The sequence below is a fragment of the Paenibacillus sp. Marseille-Q7038 genome (assembly GCF_965111595.1).
Genome location: NZ_CBCOOM010000001.1, coordinates 1,127,257 through 1,143,456 on the forward strand (window position 1 = coordinate 1,127,257; position 16,200 = coordinate 1,143,456).

The window sequence follows — 16,200 nt, forward strand, 5'->3', positions numbered from 1 at the left end:
AAAGAAAAGAACATCCTGCGATTACCCGAGAAATATCAGGGGTGTGGTAACTAAAGGAATCGGAGAGGGAGGATACATAATGAGTGATATTGTGGTGAATGATTTACGGTTATCCGATCTGCGAGAACATCCAGATGACTATCAGAATATTTGCCGGAAATTATATGGGTACAATGTAAGGGCGAGTAACGGGTTACTTCAGAAGCCAGGGCAAAACATTCATCTATACTTAAAAAATGCCAGTTCAGAAGTGGTAGGAGGTATTTTTTGTGAGTCATGGTTATCCGGGCTGTACATTGATGTGTTATGGATTTCAGAAGATTACCGGAAAGCGGGGTATGGCAGGCAGATGCTACTTGAGGCAGAGCGCAGGGGGAAGGAGATGGGCTGCTTATTCGCACATACCTCTACCTTTTCTTATCAAGCGCCCTCCTTTTATGAGAAGAATGGATATGAAATCTATGGCGTAAATGATGAATATCCAGAGGGGATCAAACAGTATTTTTTGAAGAAAAGGCTGTAATGAAAAAGAAAAGTGGTGGAATGAAAAAGGCTGCGGCATAATGAGAATTATGAAGTGATAGGTGCTATCTATGGTGGAGAGCTTGTTGGATCAGCGATGGGAATCTATTGTGAGGACTTAGCTGGTGACAGTAACCCCTTTATGATAATTGAGAACGTAGTGGTCTCATCCAAGGTTCGCAGACAAGGTGTGGGGCTTAAATTGAAGGGCCGAGTGGAGGAGCTTGCACGGAGCAGGAATTGCTCTTACATTATTTTGGTATCCGGAGCAGGACGAGCAGAAGTACACCGCCTGTATGAGTCGCTGGGATATAATGAGAAAGAGTCGGTGGCAGGATTCCGAAAATACTTAGATTAGGGGTGTGAAGTTGAGCAAAACATGGCGTTTTCTACTTGAAGGGACAGTTGTTCTTATGCTGATCTTCGCGATCATGCCGATTCTATCGGGGATGTACTAACACTACTGTATGTTCCTCAGAAGATACAAAGCGAGTCTCCATCTGTTCAATCATTTGAAGCTTCTCCCTTACTAATGATTGGCTTGGCTTTATTAATGTTGCTAGTCTATATGTTGATCCGAACCGGAATAGCATGGATTATCAGGAAGGGGAAATCCAGTGAATGAACAAATTCATGTGGTAAGAAGAAAAAGAGATATAGGAATAATCATTGAACTGAACCCCGAATGGTAGACACTTTAAAAAAAGTGACTCCATTCGGGGTTTTTCTATTTTCTTTCTAGAAAAGTCCCGTTATACTAACATTACAATTTTTAGAACGGAGTAATTATCATGAGTAAGATTATCTTTAATGAACACCAACAAAGACAATTAGAGGCCAATCCAAATGTTAGAATCGTGACAGATCGGACGATTCAATATACCCCTGACTTTAAACTACTAGCGGTTAAACAAAACCAAGTTGGCAAAGGACCAGCAGAAATTTTCACAGAAGCTGGATTTGATTTGAAGGTGATTGGCCTAAGTAAAGCACGAAGTGCCTTAGATCGTTGGCGTAGAACCTTTCAAACCTATGGAGAAGATGGTTTTTTTGAAGAACGTCGAGGAAAAGGCAGTAAAGGACGTCCTAAGAAAGAAAATGCCTCTGCAGAAAGGAAATTAGCCCAAGCAGAAGCGCGTATTCGATTGCTAGAGGCGGAGTTGTCTTTACTAAAAAAGCTAGACGAGTTAGAAAGGCAGGCGAAAAAGAATCGTCGTTAACAGCTCGAGAGAAATACCAAGTCATCAATGAAACGATTCGGCAGTATCAATTGAAAAACATGGTCCGTTACTTATGTGAAGTGGCTAGAGTAAGTCCTAGTGGCTATTACAAGTGGCTTCAAAACGGAGAAAAACGAGCCCTCAGTGAAGAATCAGATTATCAAGATTATCTCTTACTAAAAGAAATTTATGATCAAGCCAACGGGAAAATTGGTTATCGTGGTTTGTATATGGAAGTGACTGAAAAAGCCGGTCGGCCCATGAATCATAAAAAAATCTTACGTTTAATGCGTAAGTTTCACTTCTTTGCCAAAGTACGAAGAGCAAATCCTTATCGTACGCTAACCAAAGCTACAGAAGCTCACTGCCAGGTACCAAACCACTTAAAACGTCAGTTCAACCAAGAGGAACCTGGGAAAACATTCGTAACCGACATTACTTACTTGCAAATTCAGGGTGGTAAAACGGCTTATTTGTCATGTGTGAAAGATGTGGCGACACGGGAAATTGTCGCTTATGAACTTTCAACGAGTTTACGGATGGAAATTGTCTATCGAACGTTAAGCAAATTAGAAGACTTTATCGGGAATCGACTACATCCAGAAGCCATGATTCACTCGGATCAAGGTTTTCATTACACCCATCCAGAGTACCAGTTTCGTGTAAAGAGGATGGGACTTCTGCAATCTATGTCGCGAAGAGGAAACTGCCTAGATAACGCACCGATGGAGTCTTTCTTTGGGCACATGAAAGACGAAATATCTTATAAACAAGCAACCAGTATAGTAGAACTAAGACGAATGGTTGATGATTACATGGACCACTATAATAATACAAGAAAGCAATGGACATTAAAAAAGATGACTCCGGCAGCATACCGAAGTCATCTCATTGCCGCTTAAACAGCGGCACATCCTTTTTTTAAAACTGTCTACTTAATAGGGTTCAGTTCACATTTTTTTGATCTTTTTTGTTTTCTATCATACTTTTTATATTTATAGAGTTGTCGAGAATAGCGGGTACGATGTTTTGATTGTCCTAATGATCTGTCTGTATATCACTATAATCGGATTTTTCGGATATAAATTATTTCTTATACTAAGGTATAGCTTTACATATTATCCGCTTCGCTTCGTCGAACTCGAGTTATTACCCGGTTCATTTCGTCTAGGCTCTTGTAGCGTGAAGACTTCAGAGATTGAAGCCATTCGGATCGATGGATACTGGAATTCCACGATAGGAGTTAAGCTAAAGGGGAGCAAACGAATTCCTCTTCATCTAAGACTCAAATATCAGAATACATTGCAGGAGGACGAGATTATGAAGGAGCTGCGAACCTGGTCCGCGGTTCACGAGATTCCTATCGAATACAAACGCATAGTTTACTAAGTCAGCAGAGAGGAAGGATATAGAGGTGGAGCAGAAACAATATCTGATTACCAAAAAAGATCGGAAGTCACAGCTGGTAGCTTCTTTATTATTTTTGTTAATGCTGTTAAGTATTAGCACTCTTCAACGAAAAACCGATCATGTATTACTGCACGTTCTTTTATTTGTATTGATTGTGATATATATCGTGCTTGTAGGATATGAGCTTTATTATTACTTCACCTTTACTCGACCTCGTAAAGAACAGTTACTGATCATTAAGGAAGATCATCTTATATTACAAGGAGAAGAGGTATATCCTTCTCAAATTGATCGGATTGTCTCAGAAGGATATATCAATTCTCCGATAGGAATTAAACTGAAGAAGAGTAAATGGATTCCTCAGCGTTTACAATTCATATTGGCAAATCCTAGTACAGAACAAGAAGCATTTGATCAGTTGCAGGAATGGGCGAATACATATCAGATTACAATCCAGGAGGGTAAGATTAGATCGCTAACATAGCATAGAAGGGAGGGGAATGTTGATGAAAGACCCTAAGATTGAAGTTATTTCGAGGAGAAGATACAGAAATCTATTCGTAATGGGGCTTTACACTTTATTGTTGGGGGGATATCAAGCCATTGTTGAGATGGATAGGGATTATGTACATATATTCACAGTAATAACAGCTGTCTTGTTCCTTTTTGAACTAGGTCTGCTGCTATATCAATGGTCTGTCAAACCTAAAACCATCGAACTTCATAAAGGGCAACTTATAATTGGTAACCGTATATTCCGAGCAGATGAGTTGAAGTCCATTATTATAGAAGAGTATTACGGGCCGCATATCGGAATCAAACCTAAAAATAAGATGCTCGTTCCTATGTGGCTTGCTTTTCGAGTGCTGGATAAGCAAAAAGCAGATCTTGCCTTTGATGAAATCCATGAATGGGGAGAACGGAATAAAGTTCCTATACTCACCCAGCGAATGTGGTTACTATAATCCTGTACGAATAAAAACCTCCCAATCCTGCCTTCATTCTTAGCAGATGTGGGAGGTTTTCTTTCATGCGATTAATAATTAATGGCATAAAATATAAAACTGATTAACTTCACCTTGTGATCGGACGAGATTCATTCTTCTGGTCTTGGAACCAAACTGTTGTCCATAAAGAGATGATCAGTATGAGCTCAAAAATATTGGTGGCTGCTGAACTTTCGAAAGGGAGAGGAACCAGTTGTCCAATAAAAAGCAACGCAGTTCCAACAAACATCCATATCCATTTTTGTCGGAAGATTAAGATGATGCCGATGATTAACAGTACTAACCCCACCACAATAACCATGATTGGAGGTCCGGAGGTACCTTCTGCTGCGTAGCGAAGAACGCCGTATTCCTGAACTAGTTGTAGATTCTTTACTTCATGTAATGTTTGAGCAAAGATCTGATACAGTATCAATGCTAAGGTTAGAAGCCAGGCGGAGATCCGTATGTATGATTTTGAAGCAAAAGCTGCTCCCGATCTTTGAAGTATGTAATAACCTACAAGGATAAGACCCGGTGTGACAAAAGCATGAATCCAGAAACGAAGACTACTTAATATCATAAGGAGTTTACCTTCCCCAATAGCATTACCAACAGCAATAATTCCGTTATCGTAAGCAAGGCCGAGTGCCAAGATCACGAGTAAAATCGGATAATGAAACCACAGCTTTGTCCGTGACAAATGGGTGAACATGAAGAATAACAAGATGATGTAAGCAAATGTAATGATTGAGTAAATCCAGAAATCCATGCAATCCCACCTTATATAGAGTTTTTAATCTTCTTTATTCCTTAAGCCTATTCACCAATATGCATAATAATGAAACGAATAAAATAGTTGAATCGATCAAAATAACACTCTATTTAATGTATTGCAGAGTTTTATTAAATCACTTCATTTCGTTTTTTTAAGTAGACATATAAGATCATGCTGAATATAGCACAGAGTAGTGTACATAATCCAATAAATCCATAACCAAATTGCAGCCCGGTTCGAAGTGCTGCGTCCGTGCCCGAACCTGCCTTTACGTTTTTAGTACTCTCAATGATGATACCAATTAAATAATTGCCAACCACATTTCCAATTCCCATAAGCGTTACCGTAAAAGTAATGGCAGAATCGCTTCCTTTGGCATATCGTCTTGCAATGAGTGCCATGACGGTAGGATAGATTGGAGCGATCCCAATTCCAGCTAAAGCAAAGAAAAAGGAACCTGGTTCTCCCGTTATAATGGCAATCAAAGTGCAGATCCCGCTGAAACCGGAAAGGATTACAAGCGATAAAGTGAATCCAATTCGGTCTATGAAGGGACCAAGTAATAGCCTCGCAAGCATAAAACAAAGGAAAAAGGCAGAAAGCATGCCTGCAGCATTGGTTGCATTCCAACCATATACTTTCTCTAGAAAATTAACGAGCCATCCCCCAACCCCCATCTCCGCAATCACGCCGAAAGTTAGAATGATGACAACAAGCCAAGCCGCTTTATCTTTCAATAATTGCCGGAAAGGCAGGCGATCTTCATCTGCCGTTTGATCCTCAGTAAATTTACTAAAGAGAGCAGGAATAACCGGAATAAGAGATAACATGAGTACCACCAGATACATTCCTCTCCAGTCCAGTGTATATCCCAATATTGTAAGGCTCATGAGACCCGATGCGATTAACGGAGCCACAGTGGAACTGAGACCATAGAAGAAATGAGCTAGATTCATCATTGTACCGGTATTTTTGATGAAAATCCTAGCCCCAAGAACGGCAAGTGCAATTTCAAGCATCCCATTACCTAGATACATCATGAAGTAAGACCAGGTCAGAGAAGTATAGTTATGGGACAAAAATATAAGGACCCCCGAAAAAGCCATGAAGACAAATGAAAAAATACTGATGTACTTCACACCGAATTTTCGGACAAGAATTGCTGTAAATGAACAAGCGATGAGATATCCGAGCGAGTTTAGGGACAGAAGAGTACCCACCTGCATTTCATCAATGTGAAACTCAGCCTGCATTCTGGGAATAGCGGGGCCTTTTATATTCTCTGAAAAACCAAATACAAGAAAGCCGATAAAAACCGTGGCAAGTTGTAAAGCATAATTTCGATGGATACTCCATCGATTTAATATTCTCATAATGTAATCCTCCAGCTGCTTCTGATTGTATAAAAAATGCAAAACAAGAAAGATTATACGCTTTAATCAGAGCAGTGGAAACCAAAAAAAACGATGGGGGAATGAAAAAGGATGGAATACATAAAACTTTATGCATAATTTTACCTCCTGTTGCAAACAGTAAAGGAAAATTCAGGGGGGTTACAAAGGATGTGTAAACGTTATTCGCTTGCAGCAGATTTGGATGAAGTTCGTGATCATTTTGGTGTGCAGCGGGTCATGTATTATTACAAAAACCGTTACAATATTAGCCCGACACAACATGCTCCGCTCATACTTTATGAAGATGGGGAACGTATCATGGACGAATATCGTTGGGGATTTATTCCTTTTTGGGGCAAGGATGCTGTTAACGCAGACTTGATCTCTGTTCATAACAATGTGACTTATCGGAAAATGGTGGAAACAAAACGATGTGTTATTCCTTGTAATGGGTTCTTTTACTGGCGTCAGGAAGGAAAAAGAAAATATGCGGTTCGTGTAGTCATGCCGGATCGTTCTATGTTTGGCGTCGCGGGACTGTATGAAGTATGGAAAGATCCACACAAGATTCCAGTGAGAACGAGTACCATGCTGATGTCGGATGCCAATCTAACGATTCGTGAATTTGATAACAGAATGCCAGCGATCTTATCAAAAGAAGCAATGGATGCCTGGCTCGATCCAAGGAAGACGGAAGTACATCAATTACTTCCTTATCTAACCTCTTATCGAGATACTCCGATGGAAGTTTATCCTGTATCACCACTCGTAGGTAACGATAATCACGATTCACTGGAATGTGTTAAAGAAGTAGATACGCGAATGGCTATGATCAAACCGTAACATCGTGAATACACATGACCATATCAGGACGGCAGCAATGCCGTTTTTGGTATGGTCATGTGTATTTTTTATAAGCTCTTATATTTACGATGACTTGCATAAAAACTTTAAAGTAACTATACTTGTTTCAGTAAGCAAGGAAAAGTTTATAAATATAATAGCTGTAAATGTGGGAGTGATCGAGATGAATTCAAAATATAATCTTCTTTTTGACCAAGTTACCTTACCAAATGGAATGATCTTAAAAAATAGAATTATGATGGCGCCAATGACGCATTCGTCTTCCAATGAGGACGGGACTGTATCGGATGCAGAACTGGAATATTATGCTCGCCGCTCTAATGGAGCGAGTGTTGTTGTTACTGCAGTTGCGTATGTAACGGATAATGGCGTAGGTTTTCCAGGTCAGTTTTCGGTATCGGACGATTCTTTTGTGCCAGGTCTTAAGAAACTGGCTGATACAATTAAAAAACAAGGCGCTAAAGCCGTGTTACAAATTTTCCATGCGGGCAGATTATCTCCACCGGATTTGGTAGGCGGAGATGTTGTCAGCGCGAGTGCCATTACAAGTGAAAGACCAGGATCGCCTGAACCGCGTGAATTACAAGATACTGAGATTGTTTCGATTATTGAGGATTTTGGAGAGGCGACTCGCCGTGCGATTGAAGCCGGTTTTGACGGGGTTGAGATTCATGGAGCTAACGGTTACTTAATTCAACAATTTTTCTCTCCTCATTCAAATCGTAGAGAAGACCGCTGGGGTGGAGATGTAGAGAAACGACTTACATTCCCGCTTGCTGTGATCGATTCCGTTCAATCCGCAGTTAAGAAATATGCGAAAGGCCCGTTTATTGTAGGTTATCGTTTTTCACCGGAAGAACCGGAGACACCGGGACTAACCATGGAAGACACTTTCGTATTAACGGATGCACTACTTGAGAAAAATCTGGATTATCTGCATGTTTCTCTTGGCGATTTTTGGTCCAAACCAAGACGTGGCGCGGACGATTCTAAGACGCGAATGGAATGGATCGCAGAGCGCGTAGGTAACAGAGTTCCGCTTATCGGAGTTGGTAACATTCAGACAGCGGATGAGGCACTGAGTGCACTGAATACAAATGTATCCATGATTGCACTTGGCAGAGAACTGATTGTTGAACCGGACTGGGTTGAAAAGATTGAATCCGGCAATGAAGAACATATTGCTGTGCACTTAACAAAAGAAGATCAGGAACGACTTGTCATTCCTGGTCCGCTGTGGAATATGATTCTCGGAGTCCCGGGCTGGTTCCCGGTACTTGATTCCGAAGAATCAAAATAATATCATGAGTATAAGGTCGGAAGCTTCCCGAAGCTTTCCGGCTTTATTGTTTTTTCTTAGGTACTCTATGATATAGTGAAAAAAGCAAAAGAGAGGATGATTGCAGGTTGAAGCACCCATTTGTACTCGAAGCCGTATGGAACGGTGGACGTAATAGTACCGGCACGATTGAAGCTGGACAGCTCCAAACCAAGATCTCAATTCCTAAAGAAATGGGCGGACCGGGTATCGGTACGAATCCTGATGAGATGCTGCTTGGAGCAGCCGCCACCTGTTATCTGATCACTCTTGCAGCAATGATGGAGCGGTCTGAACTTTCTGTAGACCAGCTTATCTTAACTTCAGAAGCGACCGTAGATGTAACAAGCAATATATTTACGTATGAAGCAATTACTCATCGTCCGGTAGTTACTTTGAAGCAAGGCTCAACAGATTCGGATGTGGAAAAAGCACTTCATCTGTCGCATAAAGCGGAAAGTTCTTGTATGATCTCAAGAGCTGTTGCAGGAAATGTACAAATAAAAACGGAGCCAAGTGTGCTCGTAGCTAGTAGGTAAGGGAGGAAATACAAGATGACAACTTCAAAATTATTAGTATTTACAGGTTCTTATGCAGAGAAAGAAAATCCAGGGATTCATGTATATGAACTCGATGAAAATACATACGAGCTATCCCTGCGCAGTAAGCAGGAAGGAGTGAAGAACCCAACCTTTCTCCAAGTAGATTCGGATTCAAAACAACTTATTTCTATTGGAGAAATGGTGACAACCGATGGCTTAAAGTCGGGGGAAGCTCTAGCTTATCAGATTTTCCCGGAGACGGGGGAACTGGAACTCATTAATCGTGGTCAGTCTGCTTATGCACCTACGTGCCATGTTCAAAAGGATCCTCAAGGTGAGTATCTTGTGATTTCCAGCTACCATGGAGGCACAGTAAGTCTAGTATCATTAAAAGAAGATGGAAGCATCGGAAAAATGCTGGATTCCAAACAGCATAAAGGTCATGGAACGCATCCAGAACGCCAGGATCGCCCTCATGTTCATTCCGCTTTCTTCTCGCCAGACGGACAATTTATCATGGTCCAAGATTTGGGGCTTGATACGATTTTTGTATATCAGATCGACCGGGAACAAAATAAACTTGTGCTGCATCGTGAAGTGAATACGCATGACGCTGCAGGTCCACGTCATCTCGTATTCCATCCAAATGGCAAGTATGCCTATGTAATCAACGAAGTAGATTCTACGGTAACTTCTTATTCATATGACGCCGAAGAAGGTAATCTAACGGGGATTCAAACGATACCTACCTTGCCAAGCGATTTCACAGGTGAGAATACGTGTGCAGAAATTACGATTTCGGAAGATGGTCGCTTTGTATATGGCTCTAACCGGGGACATGACAGTATTGTTGTGTATGCCACTTCTGCGGACGGAACGCTCGAACATGTACAGCATATATCCACTGAAGGTGCTCATCCAAGACACTTTTCGCTTACACCAAATGGTAACCTGATGCTTGTTGCAAATCGAGATACGAATAATATTGCTGTATTCGAAGTGAACAAGGAGACCGGCCGATTGACTTATACTGGTAAACAAGTAGAGTCACCGAAGCCAGTCTGCGTGTGGCCCTTATATATGTAGTGTAGACACCGTAAATGTGGCTGCAAAATAAAACAGCACCCCATGCTTCACGATTTTATCGTGAGGACATAGGGTGCTGTTTTTACTTATTGCTTAATAGGAAGCTGGGATATATAACTATGTGACAAATCGAGGAGAGAAAGGGCATGATAGAAATCATTCTCTGTCGTTATATGATCTGTTTCTTGTGTGTTCTTCAGTAAATGATGTTCTCCATCATCAAATCCGCTACCGGAGATGAAGACTTCATTGCTGTTCACAAACGAGCCGGTAGGCAGATAATAGCGTTCAGGCAATAAATTATAATCCTGATGATTCAATAAATCTTGCCCAAAATGAATATGGTCTTCGAGTGAAATACCAAGCAGATTGGCTACGGTAGGTAAGATATCCACCTGACCGCCAATTTGTTTCTGCTCTCCCTCAGGTGTGACACCGGAAGAAGCAATGACAAAAGGAATATTAATCATATCCGAGTAATCATAAGGATGTCCTAATATTTCATTTAACAATGATAAATCTTCGTCATCCAGTGATGTGGTTGGTAGTCCGACGTGATCTCCATATAGAACAACAACACTGTTGTCCCATACCCCGCGATTTTTCAAATCCTCAATGAATGTACCGAGTTCAGCATCTGCATAATGCTGAGCGCGAATGTAGTTCCCCACAAACGTATCATCATAACGTTCGGGAAGAGGCAACGTCATTTTCTCTTCGGGAAGAGTAAACGGATGGTGAGCAGACATGGAAATGACTTGGGCATAAAATGGATTTGCTTCCTGATCCATCTCCTCTAGTTTTTCCGCTGTTTTTTGATAGAGTACATGATCGGAGGCTCCAAAGAATACCGTATCTTCTTCACCAAAGAATGACTTGTCATAATAGTGATCGAACCCGAGTGATGAATATAGTTCGCTGCGATTCCAGAATTCTACCACATTGGTATGGAACGTAGCTGTATCGTAACCTTCATCTTTAAGAAGTCTTGGCAGGCTCGGTAATACTTTGTCTACATAAGTCTGGACAGCAGCGCCCTCAGGAGGGACATAATAGGAAGTGTTTACTACAAACTCAGCATCCGATGTATTTCCTTGACCTACCTGATGATAAAAATGAGAGAAATAAGTATTATCTTGTACCAGCTTATTTAAGTTGGGTGTAATTTCTTGTCCATCGATTTTTAGATCAACTAGAAAATTTTGAAGCGATTCCATCTGGATTATAATGAGATTTTTTCCTTCTAAAGCTCCATTCAGTTGTAAATCGTCAGCCTTATTTTCTGACAATCCTTTTAACTCATTAATCCGTTCTTGAGTAATCTCTTCTGATGGAATAAGTTCCACTTTCTTTTGATTGAACAAGGTGTACGCTTCGTAATTGAAAATCCCCATTTGTTCTGCTTTGACTACTTCATTAAAACTGCCGCGATTTGTATAAATATTTAGTGATGTAATAAGGAGTGAGATAGAAAAAAGACAGGCAACGATTTTTTTATTTGCGGGTCTTCCTATCGCTTGTTTCCAGCCTCTCACCGATTTATTCCGGAATAGTAAATAGCCAAACACGAGAACGTCTGTGAAGATCAGCAAATATTGGGGGTCGATTAGTGAGAAAACACTGTTGCTGACTGCCGTCACCTGATTCACTTGTTCTAACGCCTTGTAGGTGACAATAACACCATAATATTTGTAATAAATAATAACTGCAAAGAAAATAGCGGTTAGAAGCAAATTAAAAATAGTATATATCATTAATTTTCGTTTCGTGGCAAACCATTCTATAAGACAGAAAATCAGCAGTATGAAAGGTAATTCTTTGAGCATAATGGCCCAGGAAGGTCCGTCATCAAAAACGCCAAACCAAGCTACATAACTCTTAAACAGCATAATTAGAGAGAAGAACAATAACGAGCGTGAGCAGATCATGGTGAGGACTTTTGAAGCATTGACTAGAACTTGTGATTTTTGCTCAGGAGTATTTGGGACGTAGTTTATCAAGGCATCGTCCTGAGAATTTACTTTCTCGAGTGGTGGTTTCATTAATTGTACTTCAGCCGGAAACTCATCTACCGGACAAAAGTTTTCCCTCCCTGCTAGATTCTATCGTTTTCCAGATATTTATCATATCTTCTAGCATTATAGTATAGGTCTTACTGGCTAATCAATTGTGCTTAAACCGTACAGTTCAAAAGTTACAGTGTTTATATAAAAAATCTACATACGGCCCATTAGTATACTTTAGGTAACTACCCTACTTTAAAGTGCGTACTTCCTATTTGGAACTTTAGTACTTAGTATAAAGGGTAACAGACAATCTGAATTCAGCTTGTCATGAATACGAACTATAGAGGAGCGAATGATATATGAAATTACAATTAGCACTTGACCTTGTAAATATCCCGGAAGCAATTGAAGTGGTAAAAGAGGTTGAATCTTATATTGATATTGTAGAAATTGGAACACCGATCGTTATTAATGAAGGACTTCGTGCAGTAAAAGAAATGAAAGCAGCATTCCCTGAGCTTACTGTACTCGCTGATCTTAAAATTATGGATGCGGGTGGTTACGAAATTATGAAAGCTTCTGAAGCGGGCGCTGATATTATTACTGTACTTGGTGCTACGGATGATATGACAATCAAAGGTGCTGTCGAAGAAGCAAAAAAACAAGGCAAAGAAATCCTTGTTGATATGATCAATGTGAAAAACATTGAACAGCGTGCTAAAGAGATCGATGCTCTTGGTGTCGATTATATTTGTGTCCATACTGGATATGATCTTCAAGCCGTAGGTCAAAACTCATTTGAAGATTTACAGACGATTAAAAGAGCTGTAACCCATGCAAAAACAGCGGTTGCGGGCGGAATTAAGCTGGAAACCTTGCCAGAAGTAATCAAAGCTGGACCTGATCTCGTTATTGTCGGCGGCGGAATCACTACCCAAGATGATAAAAAGGCAGTAGCAGCACAAATGCAAAAATTGATTCAACAAGGGTAATAGAGAGCGATGGTCAAAAATGATGTAGTATCTATCCTTAGGGAATTAGAAACGGCAACGTCTCTTCTTAGCGAAACCCAGTTAACGGAAGCGATGAATGTAATCGCATGTGCAGGTCAGGTCTTCGTAGCGGGAGCAGGGCGATCTGGCTTGATGGGAAAAGCGTTTGCTATGAGGCTGGCTCATCTGGGTAAGCCGACCTTTGTAATTGGAGAGACGACGACCCCTCCCATTCGCAAAGGAGACGTTCTAATTCTTTGCAGCGGGTCAGGTGAAACGAAAAGTTTGTTATCAATGGCCCAAAAGGCGAAAGCAATGGATGCTTCCGTCGTGGTTCTTACGATTCATCAGGATTCTTCGATTGGACAGCTCGCGGATGCCATCATTCAAATTCATGCGGCAGCGAAAGAAGATGAAGGTAAGCGTCAATCTATTCAGCCGATGGGTTCACTATTTGAGCAAAGTCTAATCATTACGCTTGATGGAATTATTCTGTCATTAATGAGAAAGATGGATCAGGATACAGGAACCATGTTTGAAAGACATGCCAATCTTGAATAGTTTCCTTTAGCCCCTTTTGCTGCGAATTAGGAAGTTATAGTAGACTTAGGGTGAAGGGGGCTTGATATCAAATGGCGACAGAAATAAAAGATCGTATTAATCTTAAAGAAATTAACTGTGAGAAAGAACTGACGCTTGCTGTCATTGGCGGGAAGTGGAAGCTGATTATATTATGGCATTTAGGTCTTGAAGGGACCAAACGTTTTAGTGAACTGAAAAAGATGATTCCTCATATTACACAGAAAATGTTGACCCATCAGCTACGCGAACTGGAACAGGACCGTCTTGTTCATCGTAAAGTGTATGCAGAAGTTCCTCCGCGCGTGGAATATTCTTTGACGGATCATGGACAAAGCCTGATGCCTGTTTTACAAGCGATGTATAATTGGGGCAAACAATATGGTGAGAACGTGATATGGAAAGACGACAGTGAAGAGACGCCAGATGCTGATCATGAGCTGGTAATCGAGCAATAAGTCTGGACGTAAGGACTCGCTTCTGGAAACAGAAGTGGGTTCTTTTTTTTTTTTTTTAAAAGAGGCTGAAGGTATTTTATGATACAATTACATAAATTAGGTAATACATAAACAAGGAAAAGAGAAGGGAATGAACCATATGTCCAAAATCTTATCAAGGTCGGAAGTCCAAACAGAATCGACTTGGAATCTGGATGATATATTCGCTACGAGAGAAGCGTGGGAGGAAGAACGTAAAGCCATTGAGATTGATATTTCTACCGTTACACAGTATGAAGGAAGACTGGGAGAGGGAGCAGAAGTTCTTCTTGCTTGTCTTGAGGCTCAGGAGAAGCTTCAGGGAAGACTACAGCGAATGAGTGCTTATTCCTATTTGCATCAATCGGGCGATAGTATGAACGCTCAGAATCAAATGGATGCCACAAAGGCGAGAGACGTATCATCTGCGGTCAGCTCCGCGCTCTCTTTTGTGCGTTCAGAGATTTTATCTCTTCCGGATGGGATAGTGGAAGCCTACATAGAAGAAGAGCCAGGACTTCAAGTGTTCGAAAGAAGTTTGAAGTTGCTGCTTGAGACGAAGCGTCACCGGCTTAGTGCAGAAACCGAAAAAGTACTTGCCTCTTTTGGTGAAGTGTTAAGTGCACCTTACCGTATTTATGAACGAAGCAAGCTTGCTGATATGACCTTTCCTTCCGCTGAAGACGGACGTGGGGAACAAGTTCCCGTATCCTTTGCCCTCTATGAGAATAAATATGTAGAGTCTGCGGATACCATACTTCGCCGAAATTCGTTTCATGCGTTTAGTGAAACATTGTATAAATATCGGAATACATTTGCAGAAGCTTATAGTACAGAAGTAAAACGACAAGTCATTGAATCTCGTCTTCGGGGATATGATTCCGTAACAGATATGCTGCTTAAGCCTCAGCAGGTAACACAAGCTATGTATCATAATATTCTAGAAATTATTCAGGAAGAACTGGCACCTCATATGAGGAGATATGCAGCCCTCAAAAAGCGCGTGCTGGGTTTATCAGAGATGACGTTTGCTGATTTGAAAGCTCCGCTTGATCCTGATTATAGTCCCGGTATTTCATTCGAAGAGGCTGGCGAACTGATCAAAGAAGCTTTACAGGTCCTCGGACCCGAATATGGTGAGATTGTTGCTGATGCCTTCCGTGAGCGCTGGATTGACTATGCTGATAATGCAGGAAAACGAACAGGTGCCTTCTGTATGTCTATTCCAGATGTCCATTCCTACATCCTGATCAGTTGGTCAGATAATATGAGGGGGGCCTTTACCCTCGCTCATGAAGTAGGTCATGCGGGACATTTAATGCTTGCTGGGAAAAATCAACGTCTTACCAATGCCAGACCATCGCTTTATTTTATCGAAGCTCCTTCTACCCTGAATGAGCTATTGCTGGCAGATCATTTAATCAAGCGCTCTAATGAACCGCGCATGCGCCGCTGGGTTATTTCACAGCTCTTAGGAACCTATTTCCACAACTTCGTTACTCACCTGTTAGAAGGAGAACTGCAGCGTCAGGTGTACGAACTGGCCATGAATAATGAGCCGATAACTGCAGTGAAGCTAGGTGAGTTAAAAGGCGGGATTTTATCTTCATTCTGGGGAGAGGATGTTGTCATTGATGATGATGCTTCCCTTACATGGATGCGTCAGCCGCATTATTATATGAGTCTCTATCCTTATACTTATGCAGCAGGGCTCACAGCTTCGACTGCTGTTGCACAGCAAATTCGTAACGAAGGGCAGCCTGCGGTAGATCGCTGGTTAGAGGTATTAAAAGCCGGGGGAAGTAAGAGTCCACTGGAACTCATGAAGCTGGCTGGTGTGGATATGTCGCAGCCGGAACCGATCCGCAGTGCCGTACGTTATGTAGGTGAACTGATTGATGAACTGGAAAGTTTATACTAAATCGCACAAAGGTTTTTATGTCCATCAAGGAACTCGGTATTTAGGATTTGAACGGATGACAAGTCCGCTCAGATCTTCTCCATATGAACAGTAAATATTAAAAAGT

The 16,200-nt window shown here is 41.2% G+C and carries 16 protein-coding genes; 13 read left to right on the forward strand and 3 right to left on the reverse strand.

The features are described 5' to 3' along the window. Nucleotides 1–79: 79 nt before the first annotated feature. The 5 genes from ACWPWY_RS05480 (at nucleotide 80) to ACWPWY_RS05500 (ending at nucleotide 4,117) form a co-directional block, all read left to right on the forward strand. Nucleotides 80–523 carry a GNAT family N-acetyltransferase gene (locus tag ACWPWY_RS05480; RefSeq protein WP_454190737.1) on the forward strand — a complete coding sequence of 148 codons (444 nt, stop codon included), beginning with the start codon at nucleotides 80–82 and terminating at the stop codon, nucleotides 521–523. A gap of 30 nt (nucleotides 524–553) precedes the next feature. After that, entirely contained in the window at nucleotides 554–880 is a 327-nt protein-coding gene (locus ACWPWY_RS05485) for a GNAT family N-acetyltransferase (RefSeq protein WP_454192809.1), read from the forward strand. 433 nt (nucleotides 881–1,313) lie between these two features. Beyond that, nucleotides 1,314–2,644 (forward strand): IS3 family transposase gene (locus ACWPWY_RS05490; RefSeq protein ID WP_454190738.1). Its coding sequence is split into 2 segments (ribosomal slippage): nucleotides 1,314–1,692 and nucleotides 1,692–2,644, totalling 1,332 coding nucleotides; the frame shifts between segments, so codons are not numbered across the junction. Nucleotides 2,645–3,156: 512 nt separating this feature from the next. Next, nucleotides 3,157–3,636, forward strand: a complete 480-nt coding sequence (locus ACWPWY_RS05495; RefSeq protein ID WP_454190739.1) for a hypothetical protein — start codon at nucleotides 3,157–3,159, stop codon at nucleotides 3,634–3,636. Nucleotides 3,637–3,658: 22 nt separating this feature from the next. Beyond that, on the forward strand, nucleotides 3,659–4,117 hold the full coding sequence (locus ACWPWY_RS05500) for a hypothetical protein (RefSeq protein WP_454190740.1): 459 nt from the start codon (nucleotides 3,659–3,661) through the stop codon (nucleotides 4,115–4,117). A gap of 109 nt (nucleotides 4,118–4,226) precedes the next feature. On the opposite strand, the gene ACWPWY_RS05505 is transcribed toward ACWPWY_RS05500, so the two are convergent. Together ACWPWY_RS05505 and ACWPWY_RS05510 are read right to left on the reverse strand one after the other, a co-directional pair. Further along, nucleotides 4,227–4,910: a hypothetical protein gene (locus tag ACWPWY_RS05505; protein ID WP_454190741.1), complete on the reverse strand. Its 684-nt coding sequence runs from the start codon at nucleotides 4,908–4,910 to the stop codon at nucleotides 4,227–4,229. A 134-nt stretch (nucleotides 4,911–5,044) separates the two neighbouring features. Beyond that, nucleotides 5,045–6,289 carry an MFS transporter gene (locus tag ACWPWY_RS05510; RefSeq protein ID WP_454190742.1) on the reverse strand — a complete coding sequence of 415 codons (1,245 nt, stop codon included), beginning with the start codon at nucleotides 6,287–6,289 and terminating at the stop codon, nucleotides 5,045–5,047. A 189-nt stretch (nucleotides 6,290–6,478) separates the two neighbouring features. Between ACWPWY_RS05510 and ACWPWY_RS05515 the strand changes: the two genes are divergently transcribed. From ACWPWY_RS05515 to ACWPWY_RS05530, 4 genes are all read left to right on the forward strand, one after another. After that, nucleotides 6,479–7,153: an SOS response-associated peptidase gene (locus ACWPWY_RS05515; RefSeq protein ID WP_454190743.1), complete on the forward strand. Its 675-nt coding sequence runs from the start codon at nucleotides 6,479–6,481 to the stop codon at nucleotides 7,151–7,153. Between the two features lie 184 nt (nucleotides 7,154–7,337). Continuing rightward, nucleotides 7,338–8,474 carry an NADH-dependent flavin oxidoreductase gene (locus ACWPWY_RS05520; protein WP_454190744.1) on the forward strand — a complete coding sequence of 379 codons (1,137 nt, stop codon included), beginning with the start codon at nucleotides 7,338–7,340 and terminating at the stop codon, nucleotides 8,472–8,474. Nucleotides 8,475–8,581: 107 nt separating this feature from the next. Further along, on the forward strand, nucleotides 8,582–9,031 hold the full coding sequence (locus tag ACWPWY_RS05525) for an OsmC family protein (RefSeq protein WP_454190745.1): 450 nt from the start codon (nucleotides 8,582–8,584) through the stop codon (nucleotides 9,029–9,031). Nucleotides 9,032–9,046: 15 nt separating this feature from the next. Further along, entirely contained in the window at nucleotides 9,047–10,120 is a 1,074-nt protein-coding gene (locus ACWPWY_RS05530) for a lactonase family protein (RefSeq protein WP_454190746.1), read from the forward strand. Between the two features lie 86 nt (nucleotides 10,121–10,206). Here the strand turns inward: ACWPWY_RS05530 and ACWPWY_RS05535 are convergent, their stop codons facing one another. Further along, a complete protein-coding gene (locus tag ACWPWY_RS05535; RefSeq protein WP_454192810.1) occupies nucleotides 10,207–12,048 on the reverse strand; it encodes an LTA synthase family protein in 1,842 nt (613 codons plus the stop codon). A 437-nt stretch (nucleotides 12,049–12,485) separates the two neighbouring features. On the opposite strand from ACWPWY_RS05535, the gene hxlA reads away from it, so the two are divergent. From hxlA to pepF, 4 genes are all read left to right on the forward strand, one after another. Further along, complete coding sequence (gene hxlA, locus ACWPWY_RS05540) at nucleotides 12,486–13,118, forward strand: 3-hexulose-6-phosphate synthase (protein ID WP_454190747.1); 633 nt, start codon at nucleotides 12,486–12,488, stop codon at nucleotides 13,116–13,118. A gap of 9 nt (nucleotides 13,119–13,127) precedes the next feature. Further along, the gene (hxlB, locus tag ACWPWY_RS05545; protein WP_454190748.1) at nucleotides 13,128–13,679 is read left to right on the forward strand and encodes a 6-phospho-3-hexuloisomerase; all 552 of its coding nucleotides are present in this window, start codon (nucleotides 13,128–13,130) and stop codon (nucleotides 13,677–13,679) included. 71 nt (nucleotides 13,680–13,750) lie between these two features. Continuing rightward, nucleotides 13,751–14,155, forward strand: a complete 405-nt coding sequence (locus tag ACWPWY_RS05550; RefSeq protein ID WP_454190749.1) for a winged helix-turn-helix transcriptional regulator — start codon at nucleotides 13,751–13,753, stop codon at nucleotides 14,153–14,155. A 139-nt stretch (nucleotides 14,156–14,294) separates the two neighbouring features. After that, nucleotides 14,295–16,094 carry an oligoendopeptidase F gene (gene pepF / locus ACWPWY_RS05555; protein ID WP_454190750.1) on the forward strand — a complete coding sequence of 600 codons (1,800 nt, stop codon included), beginning with the start codon at nucleotides 14,295–14,297 and terminating at the stop codon, nucleotides 16,092–16,094. Nucleotides 16,095–16,200 lie beyond the last annotated feature (106 nt).